The sequence below is a fragment of the Mesorhizobium sp. J8 genome, assembly GCF_016591715.1.
GTDB lineage: Bacteria > Pseudomonadota > Alphaproteobacteria > Rhizobiales > Rhizobiaceae > Mesorhizobium.
On sequence record NZ_AP024109.1, the window covers coordinates 5,046,323 to 5,061,188 of the forward strand.

15 protein-coding genes are annotated in these 14,866 nt (G+C 60.6%); 9 read left to right on the plus strand and 6 right to left on the minus strand.

Translation table 11 applies throughout. The features are described 5' to 3' along the window. Nucleotides 1-113: 113 nt before the first annotated feature. From MJ8_RS24100 to MJ8_RS24120, 5 genes are all read right to left on the minus strand, one after another. On the minus strand, nucleotides 114-608 hold the full coding sequence (locus MJ8_RS24100; protein WP_201411184.1) for a cation:proton antiporter: 495 nt from the start codon (nucleotides 606-608) through the stop codon (nucleotides 114-116). Nucleotides 609-749: 141 nt separating this feature from the next. After that, entirely contained in the window at nucleotides 750-1,295 is a 546-nt protein-coding gene (locus MJ8_RS24105) for a general stress protein (RefSeq protein ID WP_201411185.1), read from the minus strand. A gap of 565 nt (nucleotides 1,296-1,860) precedes the next feature. After that, nucleotides 1,861-2,385: a TetR/AcrR family transcriptional regulator gene (locus tag MJ8_RS24110; RefSeq protein ID WP_052467720.1), complete on the minus strand. Its 525-nt coding sequence runs from the start codon at nucleotides 2,383-2,385 to the stop codon at nucleotides 1,861-1,863. Between the two features lie 124 nt (nucleotides 2,386-2,509). Further along, nucleotides 2,510-2,896 (minus strand): hypothetical protein, encoded by a 387-nt coding sequence (locus MJ8_RS24115; protein ID WP_201411186.1) that lies wholly within the window; start codon nucleotides 2,894-2,896, stop codon nucleotides 2,510-2,512. A 242-nt stretch (nucleotides 2,897-3,138) separates the two neighbouring features. Continuing rightward, nucleotides 3,139-3,876 (minus strand): Crp/Fnr family transcriptional regulator, encoded by a 738-nt coding sequence (locus MJ8_RS24120; RefSeq protein WP_201411187.1) that lies wholly within the window; start codon nucleotides 3,874-3,876, stop codon nucleotides 3,139-3,141. A gap of 215 nt (nucleotides 3,877-4,091) precedes the next feature. On the opposite strand from MJ8_RS24120, the gene MJ8_RS24125 reads away from it, so the two are divergent. The 4 genes from MJ8_RS24125 (at nucleotide 4,092) to MJ8_RS24140 (ending at nucleotide 9,044) form a co-directional block, all read left to right on the plus strand. Next, nucleotides 4,092-5,447 (plus strand): substrate-binding protein, encoded by a 1,356-nt coding sequence (locus MJ8_RS24125; RefSeq protein WP_201411188.1) that lies wholly within the window; start codon nucleotides 4,092-4,094, stop codon nucleotides 5,445-5,447. A 174-nt stretch (nucleotides 5,448-5,621) separates the two neighbouring features. Continuing rightward, nucleotides 5,622-6,497, plus strand: a complete 876-nt coding sequence (locus MJ8_RS24130; protein WP_201411189.1) for a branched-chain amino acid ABC transporter permease — start codon at nucleotides 5,622-5,624, stop codon at nucleotides 6,495-6,497. Nucleotides 6,498-6,510: 13 nt separating this feature from the next. Then, nucleotides 6,511-8,349, plus strand: a complete 1,839-nt coding sequence (locus tag MJ8_RS24135) for an ABC transporter permease subunit (protein ID WP_201411190.1) — start codon at nucleotides 6,511-6,513, stop codon at nucleotides 8,347-8,349. After that, a complete protein-coding gene (locus tag MJ8_RS24140) occupies nucleotides 8,346-9,044 on the plus strand; it encodes an ABC transporter ATP-binding protein (protein WP_201411191.1) in 699 nt (232 codons plus the stop codon). The genes MJ8_RS24135 and MJ8_RS24140 overlap by 4 nt, the downstream gene beginning before the upstream one ends. Before the next feature lie 207 nt (nucleotides 9,045-9,251). On the opposite strand, the gene MJ8_RS24145 is transcribed toward MJ8_RS24140, so the two are convergent. Then, complete coding sequence (locus MJ8_RS24145) at nucleotides 9,252-9,491, minus strand: hypothetical protein (protein WP_201411192.1); 240 nt, start codon at nucleotides 9,489-9,491, stop codon at nucleotides 9,252-9,254. An 818-nt stretch (nucleotides 9,492-10,309) separates the two neighbouring features. Here MJ8_RS24145 and MJ8_RS24150 point away from each other — a divergent pair. The 5 genes from MJ8_RS24150 to MJ8_RS24170 all read left to right on the plus strand — a co-directional run bounded on the left by MJ8_RS24150 (nucleotide 10,310) and on the right by MJ8_RS24170 (nucleotide 14,465). Next, nucleotides 10,310-11,155, plus strand: a complete 846-nt coding sequence (locus MJ8_RS24150; protein WP_201411193.1) for a PRC-barrel domain-containing protein — start codon at nucleotides 10,310-10,312, stop codon at nucleotides 11,153-11,155. Between the two features lie 803 nt (nucleotides 11,156-11,958). Then, nucleotides 11,959-12,378: a hypothetical protein gene (locus MJ8_RS24155; protein WP_201411194.1), complete on the plus strand. Its 420-nt coding sequence runs from the start codon at nucleotides 11,959-11,961 to the stop codon at nucleotides 12,376-12,378. A gap of 56 nt (nucleotides 12,379-12,434) precedes the next feature. Continuing rightward, a complete protein-coding gene (locus MJ8_RS24160; RefSeq protein ID WP_041002736.1) occupies nucleotides 12,435-12,680 on the plus strand; it encodes a DUF982 domain-containing protein in 246 nt (81 codons plus the stop codon). Nucleotides 12,681-12,693: 13 nt separating this feature from the next. After that, complete coding sequence (locus tag MJ8_RS24165; protein ID WP_201411195.1) at nucleotides 12,694-13,260, plus strand: SH3 domain-containing protein; 567 nt, start codon at nucleotides 12,694-12,696, stop codon at nucleotides 13,258-13,260. A 14-nt stretch (nucleotides 13,261-13,274) separates the two neighbouring features. After that, nucleotides 13,275-14,465 (plus strand): FAD-binding domain, encoded by a 1,191-nt coding sequence (locus tag MJ8_RS24170; RefSeq protein ID WP_201411196.1) that lies wholly within the window; start codon nucleotides 13,275-13,277, stop codon nucleotides 14,463-14,465. Nucleotides 14,466-14,866: the final 401 nt, after the last annotated feature.

The window sequence follows — 14,866 nt, forward strand, 5'->3', positions numbered from 1 at the left end:
ACCGCCGACGGGCCTCTCGGCAATTCATGAATCAACGAGCTTGTCGCACCCATGTTTCGGCACAAAAAAGTGAAGGGGCTAATGCGCTTGCGCGTCGGACTTAGGTCCAAGCCTTAAGAGCCGACCGCGGGCTCAAGACCGGCCGGACGGGCGCCACACTCGCGCACCGCGAGCCCTGCAACAAAAACAGCAAGAATCCCGTCGTTCCCCATCAGCCAAACGACGCCAAGCACCGTGAGCGACAAAGCCACGGCCATGGTGGCGAGCGAATGGCGCTCTGAGAAGGGCTGGCACCGAGCCCATACCAGAAGTTGGCCAGCCAGCCACCCCAACGCGAGCCCTGTTGAGACGCCTCCCACAACTTCCCAGATCCGAACGCGCATCAGCCATTCCGAAAGCGCCTCTACCGGAGCGCGGGCGAGAAAGAGAATTGGCAGCGTCACGAGAAGAAGTGCCAGGCCATCATTGGCACCGTTTTCGGCTGTCAGTGGACCGCGCATCCGGTTCGGAATCAGGCGCCACAACCGCTTCCGGACATAACCGCCGACCAGGCCAAGCGCCAGCACGGTGCCTGCACCGAGTGCCAGCGCTCCACTAAGACTGCTCATGAGTTTGCCTGGTGATCTTGCCGGGTGTGCCGCACTGATCCTGCCGGACACAACGGATCGACAGCCGACGAAGAATGGAGCATACGGCGAGCAGCCCGCGGCGACTGTCCGGCAGATTCGAGCGCGTGCGGTGGGGCCGTTCTATCCCGCATACGGATCGAAGCCGGTCCACCCCGCAGCCTCATATTCGCTGCGCCGTTCCGCCACATTGACTGACCTGGCCCGCAGAATCTGTTCAGCGTCTGGGATCGCTGGGTCCTTGACCCTTGCAACGACAAGAGTGCCGCCGCGGCGAATGCCTTCCGCGTAAACGCCGGCGTCCTCTTTAGCGAGGCCTGAACCGATCAACGCGCTGGTGATGCCGCCAGCTGCGCCAACTGCCGCCGCGCCAGTTAGGGCTCCCGCTGTGGTCGCGGCGAGCCACCCGGCCGCCGCCAGCGAGCCCAGGCCTGGAATCGCGATCACGCCAAGGCCTGCCAGAAGTCCTGCCGTACCACCGACCAGACCGCCGAGGCAGGCGCCGGCGACGGCGTCCTCTGCCGCCTGCGACCGATGGTGCGCGTACCAGCGGTTTGCCCCATGGGCAACAACGCTGATGTCGGACGGTGAAACGCCCGCCGCGCCCAATTCGCGAATCGCTTGGTCGGCATCGTCGTAGGTATCAAACAGCCCGATTACCACTTTCATGTGGGGCTTCCTGTCCTGCACCGTGCGATTGGCGGCTCGAAGCATGGCACCTCTCGTCCAGGACCGCTCAACCATCTGCGGCCCCCCTGACCAGATTTAGGTGCATTGTTACGCAGCGATAGCGCCAAATGTCCTCCCGATGCCAAATGCCATGGAAACGCGCCTTCACCCGAATTCATAACATCAAAATCGACGGCCCAGCGGTCAGGGTAAGGACCGGGACAGCAACCGCTGGGCCGGACGGGAGCCTGCTCCTCCCGATGGCGAGATCTGAAAATTCCGCAGCTTCAGACCTCGCCGCCGCTCCCTGTCTACAGGGGGGGGTCTCGCCACGTTGTGTTCACCCTCGTTGCCACATTTACTGAGCCCGGCCGGAACCTATTCCAGACGGGACGATCAATTTCTTAGCGTTTGTCGGGCGGGTGCAGTGATGGCAAGTCATCACTGCTCAGCGCATGTCACCCGGCGTCGGGAGCCGCTAGGAATCGTTATGGCAGTTGAGCCACCCTGGATCCGCGCCCGGTTCGCTCAGGCCCTAGGTCGAAGCTCGCTGGCCAAACGAATATCAAACCGAGCGCAAAACGAAATCCAGCATTGCGGCAAGGGGTTCGGGGCTTTTCCTGAGGCGGCTGCGAAGCGCGGCCCCCTCCCAGCAATCCACCAGGAGATCCGCCATCCTTGCCGTGTCGACGTCGGCCGCGATGGCGCCCTCTTTCTTGGCCGCGTCGAGGCACAGTTGGAGCCTTTGGGCAATCGAGGAGAAGCACCATTCGATCTTCTCCCTGAAGACGTCACTGATGCCTGAGAGCTCCTGTCCGAGTCCGCCCATGAGACAGCCCAGATACCCTTCCTGTCGATAGCTCTCCTCCACCTGCCGGAAGAAGGAGCGAATGCGCTCCAGCGGCGGCACTGCAACATCGGCAATGCAAGCGTCAAGCGTTGCATGAACGCCGGCGATGTAGGTGTCGATTACCTGGAGGGCGAAATCCTCCTTGTCGGAGAAGTGGTGATAGAACGAACCTTTCGGCACCCCTGCCGAATCGAGCAGCGCCTGCAGGCCGAGATTGTTGTAGCCCTGCCTGAGCAGCATGGGCAGGCCTTCGCCAATGAGCCGTTGCTTCGTCGTGTGCATCGCTTGTCAGAATGATCGCGCCGGGACGGCGCGACCATTACACCCAACGAGAACGGATTTCCAATTCCGGCGATCGCCCGCGCTACCGTTGGGTCTTTTTGACCATGTGATCGATCACATGGCTGTGCTCGTGCTGTGGGCTGAACATGATAATGGCGGCATCCTCCTCGACGCGCACATTGTGTCCGGGAGGCCAGTAAAAGAGGTCGTCCTTTCGCACCGTCTCCTTCCGCCCCTGCGCATTCGTCGTGGTGATCTCGCCCTCGAGCACATAGCCCCAGTGCGGGCACTGGCAGCAGTCGTGGTCGAGGCCTTTGAACAGCGGCGTCGTGTCGACACCCTTGGAGAGAGAGAAATGTTCGGCGCTGATCTGATCGTAACCGGCGACGCTGCCAAAACCCAGGCGCTGCCTTATCACTGCTCCCGGAAGCTGAAGGCGTACGTCAACGTCATCCTTTGCAACTTTCATCGCGTTCCTCCATATTAGACCACTCAGTCTAGACTGAGTGGTCTAATATGCGCGGTCGATTTAGTCAAACGAAAAAGCATCCCGAGGCGATCGCCCGCGCGGCGTGCAGGAGCGCCAAGAGCTGACGCGCCCCTATCCATCGCGGCGGAAGCGCCGCCGATCATGGGGCCGTTTGAGGGTTCACGCCTGTATGAGTATGTGCAATGCTGCCAGATCGCGCTGAGTGCACAGCTTTCATGCGGCTAGTGGTGGCGTTCAAGCAGAGGGATCGGGGCAAGATTGATCGGCTGGTACTGCGCCAGTCTTCCTAGTGCCTCGGAGTCGCTCAACACAATCAGCCGCGCGTTGCTGCTGATCAGCTGTTCGGCTCGCAGCTGCTGCATGACGCGGTTCAGATGCGGCACGCTCAGCCCGAGGGCGTCTGCCATGACTTGCTGGGAAAAGGGCAGATCAAAACTCGTCTCCTGCGCCAGACCCACTTCGAAAAGGCGCGCATGAATTTCAAGCAAAAGGTGAGCCAGCCGCTCTATCGGTGTGCGCCTGCCGAGATTGACGATGTGCTCCGCATAGCTCGCCGCCTCCTGTGCTGCCAGCCAGCTGAGCACCAGGCCGAATTGCGGCTGGTCGTAGCAGAGACGGGTGTAGCGATCGATCCCACACACGGTGTACGTCAAATCCGTCAGCGCCTCGACGGCGTAGGTTGACCGATCGAAAAAGCTCACCGGAAATCCGATGACATCCCCGGGCAGGATGAGCTTGAGAATCTGGCGCTTGCCGCTGCGGAGCACCCTGTAACGTATGGCGTAGCCATCTTGGACAAAGCACAGGCTCCGAAACGGGGAACCTTGGATGATGAGTTCTTGCCGTTTCTTGATGCAAACGTCGCGTTCGAAAATCGCTTCAAGCGCTTCGACGTCGTCTGCGTTCAGTCTCATGACGCGGGTCAGTCTGGTCTTGATCGCGTGACCGTTCAACGGCATGCGGCCTCCGATGCCCCGGGTCGTTGGGCCACCGCATCATGCGGCGACTTGTTAATCTAGATCATTAATCGAAATCATCCAACGAAAGTTGCATTGACCAGACCGCCAGCGCGGCTGCGAATGGCTTTCGGATCCGACCTGTTTCCTTGTCGGTTGGACGAAGCGGGGCTACGAGGAAAGCCCCAGAGGCTTTTTGGCCTAGGGAGGAAAATCCAATGCCATTCAACGATGACAAACGAGCCGGCCTGTCTCGCCGCACTTTGCTGCACGCCGGTGCTGGCCTTGCGGGCAGCATGATGCTGCCTGTCTCGCTCATCAGCCCGGCCTCTGCATCCGGCGATCAGCCGGCGCTGGGCACATGGCCGGCAGGCTCGCAAGGCGATACGGTCTATATCGGTGCTACTGTGCCGCGCACCGGCGCCTATGCCGTCCAGGGCGAGGACGAGCTCAAGGGCATGCAACTGGCCGTCGAGCACATCAACGAGGGGAACGACCTGCTCAAGCAGATAGCGCCGAAGATCGACAAGGGCGTTCTCGGCAAGAAGGTGGCCCTGGTCGTTGCCGATTCAGCCGCCAAGCCGAACAATGCGGTGCAGTCGCAGCAGACCTTCATCAACGACAACAAGATCATCGCCATGACGGGATCTACCTCTTCGGCAGTGGCGGTCGCACTCAACAAGTTCGCTCAGCGCGAGAAGATCCTCTATCTGGTGGCAATCTCCGGCTCCAACGATACCACCGGCAAGGACTGCGCGCGCTATTCGTTCCGCCAGTGCGTCTATGGAGAGACCTGCGCCAATGCGATCGGCCCGGTGCTGGTCAAGAATTTCGGCAAAGGCAAGAAGGCGGCCTTCATGACGCCTGACTATACCTACGGCCACACCGTCACCAAGTCGGTCAATGACTATCTCACATCCCAGGGCGGTTGGGAGATGGTCACCAACCAGGTTTCGCCGCTCGGAACGCAGGACTTCAGCCAGTATCTCACCAACATCGCCAATTCCGGCGCTGAGTTCATCGTCAACGTCAACTGGGGCCGCGATGCCGTGCTCTCGGTGCAGCAGGCAAAGCAGTTCGGCCTGACGCCAACCATGAAGATGGTGATCCCCTACCAGATTCCGTTTCTGGCAAAGGAAGTCGGCCCGGACCTGACCGAGGGGGTCTTCGCCGCCACAGACTTCTGGTGGACGATGGAGGACAAATATCCGCTTGCAAAGGCCTTCGTCGATGCCTTCCAGAAAAAATACGATTACCGCCCCGAATGGGGTGCGGAAAACGCCTACATGCAATTCGCCATCTGGGCGCGGATGGTCTCTGAAGCCGGCACTTTCTATCCGCCAGACGTCATCAAGCAGTATGAAAAGGGCGAGACCTTCCCCTCGATGGTCGGAGACGTCAAATTTCGGCCCGAGGACCACCAGCTCATCCGTCCCGTCGTCATCGTCCGCGGCAAGGCTGCCAAGGACATGAAGAACCCGGAAGACTTCTGGGAGGTCGTGGAGATCGTGCCCGGCGAAGGCCTGATGCAGAAGCCCGATGCCTTTGGGTGCCAGCTTGGTGACTACACCTGACGCTCACGAAAATCCTCTTCGCATCGCCGGCGCCAACAAGGATCGTCGCTGCGTCACGGCCAGCTCAAAAGTGCGCCAAGCAATGTCTTCGCGCACTGAGCTCTGGCCGACCGGCAGTCGCGGGGCAGCCGGCGATGCGACAGCCAATTCGTCAACCTCAGTTCGGGCGACAGCGTGATCAATTGGGCCAACTTCCTATCGCAATGCTTCAACGGGCTGGTGCTTGGCGGGCTGCTGGCGCTGATTTCGTCCGGCCTGACAATCATCTACGGCACGCTTGGCGTCCTGAACCTGGCGCATGGCGCCATGTTCATGCTCGGCGGCTATGCCGGCTGGGTGGCCTATGATTACACAGGCTCTTTCCTCGTCGCGCTGATCGCCGGTTCACTCTTCGTCATGCTGGTCGGCGTGCTGATGGAGCGGCTGATCATTCGCTATTTCTACTCGCGCCCGCAGGAGGATCAGATCCTGGTTACCTTCGGTCTGGGCATCGTCTTCGTCGAGACGGTACGCTTCTTCTTCGGCAGTCTGTCCAAGACGGTGCCGCCGCCGGCGCTGTTCCAGGGCATCACCAATCTGGGTTTCATGGTTTATCCGACCTATCGCCTCGCCTCGCTCGGCATTGTCACGGCGGCGCTGCTGGCCCTCTATCTGGTCCTCTACCGCACCCGCCTCGGCATGATCGTGCGTGCCGGCATAGAGGACTCCGTCATGGTCGGATCGCTGGGGATCGACGTCTACAAGGTGTTCATGCTGGTGTTCGGCATCGGCGCCATGGCGGCTGGGTTCGCCGGCATCGTCAATGCGCCAGTGGTGTCGATCGCGCCGGACGTCGGCGAGGCAATCCTGGTCCAGACCTTCGTCGTGGTCGTCATCGGCGGTGTCGGATCATTCCCGGGTGCGGTGCTGGGCGGCCTCATCGCCGGCGAGATCATCTCCATCACCTCGATGTTCAACCCTGGCTATTCGTATGTCATGCTTTTCGTGGCGATGACCCTCGTGCTGGTATGGCGTCCCTACGGATTGCTTGGCACGGCAGGCCGCGAGTGAACGCAATCCGCTCATGAACCAGAAACATCCCTTTCTCGTCGAGGTGCTGACGGCGATCGCGTTGATCGCCGCACCGTTCATCCTGCCGCACTTCGGCTTCGCACCGACCACCATCAACCGCATCCTGATCTGGGGGCTGTTCGGGCTCGGGTTCGACATCCTTTTCGGCTATACTGGCCTGCTTTCCTTCGGTCAGTCCGCCTTCTTCGGTACCGGCGGCATGTTCGCTGCCTACCTGTTGACCGAGCTGGACTTTCCCTACGTCATGGTGGCGATCATCGTCGGCGCCATCGTCGCCGGCCTTGTCGGCTACCTCGTTGGGCTGGTCGCGCTCAGACGGACCGGCATCTATTTCGCCATGATCACCGTAGCGATTTCGGAAGTCTTCTTTTTCGTCGAATTCAACCCGCTTTCTCACTACACCGGAGGCGAGAACGGCCTGCCGGGCGTGCCGACGCCGAGCGTATTCCTTGGGTTCACCACGCTGACGTTCCATTCCGACAGGGCCATGTATGCTTTCCTGGCGTTCTGGTATTTCGTCGGCTTGGTCGCGGCGCTTCGCATCGTGCGCTCCCCGGTTGGGGCGATCCTTTCTGCCATCCGCGACAATCCGCAGCGCGCGGCGGCACTCGGGCACAATATCCACGCCTACAAGCACGCTGCCTTCGTGGCAGCCGCGATCTACGCCGGTTTCGCCGGCGGCCTGCTTGGCGTCATGCAGGGATTCATGCCGCCGGACGCTTTCATGTTCGACACTTCCGGCCAACTCGTGATGCAAACCGCAATAGGCGGAGCCGGGTCGTTGTTCGGGCCGCTGATCGGCGCGACGGTGTGGCTTTTCCTCAGCGATTTTTTCCAGAACACACTCCATTTGGGTGCGACATGGAAGCTGGTGCTCGGCATCGTTTTCGTGCTGCTGGTCGTCTTTCTGAGGCGCGGCATCGTCGGCGGAATTGCGGATCTCTACCGCATGGCTAAAGGCGCAAAGAAATCGGCGGAGCCGGCCGGGAACCCGGCGGCTGCCTCGGTGATCACGCCGGCCGCCACCGAGCCGATGCTGTCGCCAGCCCGTCCGACGCACCGCGCTCCCGGCCCTATCCTTCGGGCTACAGGGTTGAGCAAGCGCTACGGTGGCCTGATGGCCAACAGCGATATTGATTTCACGATCAATCATGGGGAAATCCGCGGTATCATCGGACCCAACGGCGCCGGTAAAAGCACATTCTTCAAAATGCTTACCTGCGAGGTCCCTCCAAGCTCGGGCAAGATCATGTTCGAGGACCGTGACATTACCGGCATGAGCGTGACGGACGTCTGCCAACTCGGACTGACCAAAAGCTACCAGATCAACCAGCTCTTCGATCGGCTGACGGTCCGTCAAAATCTCACGATTGCTGCACTCGGCGAAATCCGAGGCAAATTCAGACTGGACCTCTTCCGCAATATCCTCAAAATCCCTGGCCTTGCCGAGCAGGTGGAGCGCACGCTGGCTCTGGTCAACCTGATGCACCGCGTAGACACGCCGGTTTCGGAACTTGCCTATGGCGAGAAGCGGCGGCTGGAGATCGGGCTAGCGCTTGCGACGTCGCCGAGCCTGCTGTTGCTGGACGAGCCGCTTGCCGGCATGAGTCCAAGCGAACGCATCGAGACGGTGGCGCTGTTGAGGTCGATCGCGCGCGGTCGCACGATGATCATCATCGATCACGACATAGATTCCCTGTTCGAACTGGTCGAAACGGTCACTGTCCTGCAAGAGGGCCGCGTGCTCGTTCATGGCACCCCAAAGGAGATCAAGTTCAATCCACGGGTTCAGGAAGCCTATCTCGGCGGCGTCCACGGAGAGATGGCATGAGCCTTCTCGAAGTCAAAGGACTGAATAGCTACTATGGGGACAGCCATATTCTGTTCGACGTGTCGCTACGCGTGGAGAAGAACGAGGTTGTCGCGCTTCTCGGCCGCAATGGCGCCGGCAAGTCCACGACCCTCAAGAGCCTGATGGGTGTCGTCACGCCGCGCTCAGGCAGCGTCAGGCTGGGCGGCGAGGAACTGGCAGGCAAAACGGCGCATAGCATCGCCCGGCTCGGCATGCAGCTGGTGCACGAGGAGCGGCGTATTTTCGGCAGCCTGAATGTTGAGGAGAACCTGATCCTCGCCGGCCTGACAGCTGAGAACAGGTGGCCCCTCGACAGGATTTACGAGATGTTTCCGCGTCTGAAAGAGCGGCGCGCCAGCCGCGGAACCGACCTCTCCGGGGGCGAACAGCAGATGCTGGCGATCGCCCGCGCGCTCATACGTGACCCGAAGATCATACTGCTCGACGAGCCATTCGAAGGGCTTGCGCCGGTCATCGTCCAGGATCTCGTCAAAACCTGTCGCGAACTTGCGGATGCCGGGCGGACCATGGTCCTGGTGGAACAGAATCTTGCCGCGACGCTGACGCTTGCAGAGCGCGTTTATGTCATCAACAACGGGCACATCGCCCAGGAGTGGACGGTCGCCGAGATCAAGGCCGGGCCGGAACTCCTGCAACGCTATCTCGGCGTTTGATGGGAGCTGTCCCAGCAAGTTGCGGAAAGCCAATTCGCTCGCCCGTTGCGTAACGCGAGTTTCCCAACAAGCCGCAAAGGCCTGGCGCCCCAGGCGCAGGCCCTTGGCGTGGTCTTCTTTGGAAAGCAGGTCAGCTGTCTATTGTCTATCCAAACGCGTCGGCCAATCAGATGACAGCAGAAATTCTCCTTCCCGCTGCAATTCCATTCAATAGTCCCGAACAGCGACGAGACGGCTGCCTCGGATAGTGGCCACCACGAGCCGGCCGTTCGGAGGGTATTTCGGCAATGCAGCCGCCTGATCCTCTATCGTTGCACCATCGATTTCGCACAACGCGCCCCCGAGTAGCCAGTTCTGACCAGTCCTGTCGCCCACCACAGCTATGTAGTCGCCGTCGGCCGGGTAACCCATCAAACCTATCTGCTCATATTCTTCCAATTCGCGCATGTGCGTTTACATCCCTCCAAACGACATCGTTTCAAATCTATGGATGGCAAGATGCCGCGCCTGTCGTGCGCGGCCCGGCACCACCCCAACGGGTGCCGGGCCGCAAGGAAGTGCCCGCGCGGTCGCACTTCCTCGATACATGCCTGACGGATCATCAAGAGCTGCTCGACCGAGGCATCGACGACTCGTTGGCGCAAGCCACGAGCGCAAGCTGTCGCGTGGCTGCGGCTTGTTGCCGGGCTTGAGACAGCCATAAGGCTCTATGCTCCTGAGCAAGACCTCTCATGGCCGAGCGCGCCGCGGGGGTGATCTCGTACGCGCCGCAAAAGGCGCATGGGAACTCTGCCTGCCGGTGCGCCAGATCGGCTTCCAGGGCGGCTCCCTCACAAATCGGGCAAGTTGATGGATAGTATTTACGGCCTTTGTCAAACGGCAAAACGTTCATTCGCGGGCACCGCTTTTTTCGGCATTAAGTTCTGTCATACACTTGCGCACCCTCCGGAGGCCCAGCGGCTGCATGGAGATAACAACCGCTGGGCTTGACGGGAGCGTCGTTCCGAACGCAAGGCGCTCGCCGTAATGACTGCGTCCGTCACCTCCGATATCTCCGGCAGGCAGGCTGGGTTTGCCGGACAGGCCGAAGGTTCATCCCTACTTCTCGACTTACTGGGCAGGGGGGCGAACTATTCCGAGCCAGAAGACATATTTTTTCATACGCAATTTGCTCGGAACCGGCCCGGATAGGTCTCGTTGTGCCCGTAGTCCATCAGCCGCCTGCGAGGGCGAAATGGGCTTCATTGTCAACAGGAGATTCCCTCATGATCCGTACCATTTTAGCGACGACGGCATTGGCCACATTCGTTTCCTTGTCCAACTTCGCATATGCGGCGCAGCCGGCCACAACCCAGCAGGCCCAAGCCGTGCCTGGCCGCTTGGCCTCAAATATCATCGGCGACAAGGTCTATAACGGCACCGGCGACAAGGCTGACAATGTCGGCTCCGTCGATGACCTTTTGATAGGCGAGAACGGCGCCGTGGATTCGGTTATCGTCAGCGTTGGAGGATTTCTCGGAGTGGGGGAAAAGGACGTGGCCATCCCCTTCAGCGCCGTCAAATGGGCAGACAATGACGGCGGGCGACGGCTCGTGATCAATGCGACGGCCGACGACCTAAAGGCGAAACCGAACTTCGACCGCAAATCCTATGACACGGCCAGCGCAAACAGCGCCGCGACCACCGAGACGAGGACCGACAGCATGGCAGCGGCGCCGGCGACCACCTCGACCGAGCCGGCCACGACCGCCGCGATCGGCTCGAAAGACAAGGCTTCGATGACCCCTGTCGATCCTGGAAAAATCCGCGCCGAGGAACTTGTCGGCACGACCGTATATGGCGCCAACGACGCTAAGGTAGGCGAGATCGGCGATATGGTCCTCACAAAGGACGGCAAGGTTGACGCGGTCATCGTCGATGTCGGTGGTTTCCTCGGCATCGGTGAAAAGGAAGTGGCCGTAGGCATGGACAAGCTTTCATTCATGCAAGATCGCAGCGGCAGCAAATACCTCTATACTAATTTCACCAAGGATCAGTTGGAGGCCCAGCCCGCGTACGACAAAAGCACATGGGCCGAAAACCGCAACAGCCAGCGCATGATTGTGCAATAGTCATTCGAGGGCCGCTCCGATCCCGAGCGGCCCTCGCCACTGGTCGACTTTCCGACGGCACACGTTTGAGCACGCTGCCGACGGGAGCCGTGTCCGTGATGCGGGCTGATGCTGGCGTCTCTCGGGAAGCCTGGGGTAAAGCGCAAACCCAATCTTGCCTCACCGCATCCGACGCCGTCCCTTGATTCACGAGATGCCGGCCAGTGCGCCAGGTTGAGCCGAATGCCCACGGCGCGCATGAAGCTCGGGAATGGCAGATTTTATCGCGCGCAGCCAATGAACTCACTTGCTGCCGATCGGATTTCGTCCGCGGCCGTCACGTTCCGGCCAGCCACCTGGCCGGCGCAGGTTGCCGCTCGGTCGCCGTCCGTGTGGTCTCCTGACTTGCCCCCCAGTTGCACAGAGCTTTCGCGACAAGGCCTGAGGCCCCACGGAAGCGACCGAGCCCGCCGCCCACACATATTTGCGACTGTCGTGGAATAGTTTCTGCTCGGGATCGGTAGATGCAGCAACGAGGTGAAGTTTGTCCGTGCTCGCCACTTTGAACAATTTTCGGATGCTCATGCCGAGCGTTTCTGGCGCCGCAATATGGGAGACGAGCGCTCGAGGATCTGCACCGAAGCTCTGGAGGCCGAAACTTCTGCCTCTCGGACCCGGCATCCCCCTACCCCGCATCTTGATCTGGATCGCCCCCGCCGAGAAAACCCCATCATCTCGGTCGATCGACCGATCGCCACACGACCAGCATCCACGAGGGCGCTGGAAAGCAACCTGAGACACAGGCGTCTCAAAGGGAGGAAACTATGGAACAAACATTTTCGCAACGCTTCGACGCTTACCAACCGTCAAAGACGCTGTGGTTCTGGACGGTGGTATGTGCCGTTGTGCTGACGATGATCGTCGGCTTCACGGCCGGAGGCTGGACGACGGCTGGAACGGCGGCGGAGATGGCCAAGACATCGGCCATCAAGGCAAAGGCCGAGCTGGCAGCCAATCTCTGCGTCCAAAAATTTATTACAGCGTCGAATGCCAGCGACAACCTCGCCAAGCTGAAGGAAACCTCTTCTTATCAGCGAGACAGCTTCATCAGCGATGGCGGATGGGTGAAGCTGGCCGGGATAAACAAGGATGTGCCGGGTGCGGCGGATCTGTGTGCCGACAAATTGTCAGCGATGGACACGATCCCGACGAACAGCGTGGCTCAGGAGAACACCAAAAGCTGATGACTCGCCCGGCGGACGGTGTGTCGCCGGGCGCTACTCGCGACGGAGGCGCAGCCATGGACGAAGCGTGGTTTTCAAGGCCGGTGCCAGTGGCTAACGGCATATCAGGGGAGATCAACAACGTCCTCAATGCCAACCAGGCGATCGACCTGCTTACCAAGCACTGGCGCGGCGCGGGAAGCCAGAAGCACAAGACGGCGCTGCGAGCCTGCCGGCAAGCTATGAACGGCGGTATCGCGGCCGACCTTGCCAGGGACGCTTTGATCGACGCGGCTCGAGAGGCGCACATGCTCGTCGAGTAAGCAGCTCGTCGTCATGGCAAAACGCGGAGCTCCGTTCGGTTTCCTGCCGGCCAGACGGCAAACTGGACCTCGCGGGCGGCTTGCCTTCGTCCGTGTCGTCCTTGCAATTCTGTTGCTCGCGGCGTCGGCCAACACCACGGGCGCCCTGCGAGCGGACGCTGGCTCGTTTCCCCTGCCTCGTTTCGTCTCGCTAAAGGCTTCGTCCGCCAATCTGCGGGTTGGGCCAGGTGTCGGCTATACTATCGAATGGGTCTTCAAACGACGTGGCATCCCCCTGGAGATCTATCAGGAGTACGGCAATTGGCGACGGGTGAGAGATTGGGACGGAAGCTCCGGCTGGATCCATCACTCGCTCCTGTCAGGGCGCAGAACCGGCGTCGTCGCTCCCTGGTCTAGGCAGCCGCTTGCCTTGTACGCGAAGCCGGCGGCGGACAGCGCCATCCTTGCGTGGCTCGAGCCTCGCGTGGAAGTCGAGCTGACCCGATGCGACGGACAATGGTGCGCGATCGCATCGGGTGCCTCAAGGGGTTTCATGAAACAAACCGGGCTATGGGGCGTCTACCCGGGCGAAGTGCTCTAACCTGGTGACTCTGGATGGCCGAGCGAACGGTGTTGATTTCAGGCGGAGGAATTGCCGGACCGGCACTGGCTTTTTGGCTTGCAGCCGCCGGATTCCGGCCGACGCTGATCGAACGGGCGCCCCAATTGCGCACTGGGGGCTATGTCATTGATTTTTGGGGCCTTGGCTATGACATCGCCTCGTGGATGGGCCTTGAGGCAGATATCAATCGCGTAGGATATCACGTGCGCGAAATGCGCATCGTGGGTGAGAACGGCAAGCGTGTCGGAGGCTTTGGCACGGACGTCTTCGGCGAACTGACAAACGGCCGCTACGTGACCCTCGCACGCAGCGATCTCTCGCGACTGCTCTTCGAAAAGATCAAAGACACCACCGAAGTCATTTTCGACAATGAGATCGTCGGGCTCGAAGAAAACTCGCATGGTGTACGGGTGCAACTGGAACGTGGAGGCGAACGCGACTACTCGCTGGTAGTCGGCGCCGATGGCTTGCATTCAGGCGTTCGGCGGCTCGCGTTCGGACCGCAGCATCAGTTTGAGAAGAAGCTCGGCTACGCCGTCGCGGCATTCGAGGCCGAGGGCTACCGGCCACGCGATGAAGACGTGTATTTGATGTACGGCCTGCCGGGGCGGATGCTCGGCCGTTTCACGTTGCATGGCAACCGCACCCTTTTCCTGTTCGTCTTCACCGTTGGTGAGAGTCCGTTGCCAACGGCGCTGGACCTGCAAAAGGAAATGCTGCGCAACAAGTATGCCGATGGCGGATGGGAATGCCCTCGTATCTTGGAGGAACTGGGTCATACGGATGAGCTCTACTTTGACAGCGTCAGCCAGATCGCGATGAACAGATGGGCCAAAGGTCGCGTAGTGTTGATCGGCGATGCCGCCTTTTGCGTTTCCCTGCTAGCTGGGCAGGGCTCGGCGCTGGCCATGATTTCCGCCTATGTTCTGGCAGGGGAGCTCTTAAAGGCTGATGGTCGAGATGAAGAGGCGTTCGGCAGCTACGAAGCGGTTTTGCGGAACTACATACGAACCAAGCAGCAGGGAGCGGCGCGATTCGCCAGCGCCTTGGCACCCAGGACGCGGCTCGGACTTTTGTTCCGCAATCTGGTGACAAAGGCTTTCTTAATACCCGGCCTGGCGCGTCTGGTGATCGGAAAAGAAATTACTGACGCACTGGACCTCCCCGATTATCCCTGGCGTTAGCCGGTCCCGGCTGCAGCACTACACCTCTCTCTTCGGAAAGCGATTCCCGAACCCGTTGCCTGGCGGACGATAGGCTGCAAGCCTCCACTTCCTGGAAGACGAGTTGCCGCTGCTCTGGTCGGTCCCCTCCCCGGGTCATGCGGATGAATGCCAAGGCCAGCTGCGGACACTGCCGGTTGATCCTCATTTTCACTTCTTTGCCGCGCGCTTGGCTGGGCGGATCCAGCGCCGTGACTGTGTTAGGGTAGGCTTTTCCTCAAGGACAGGCATGGCAGGCATCTCGCGGAAATACCCCATGCTGCGGCGCTCGCGGGCAGGACTTCGCGTCGCATCCGGCAACCGCGCGTTGTCTTCTGAGCTGGAGCCATATCGACCGGATTGATCAGCGTGCCGTTCGCGGC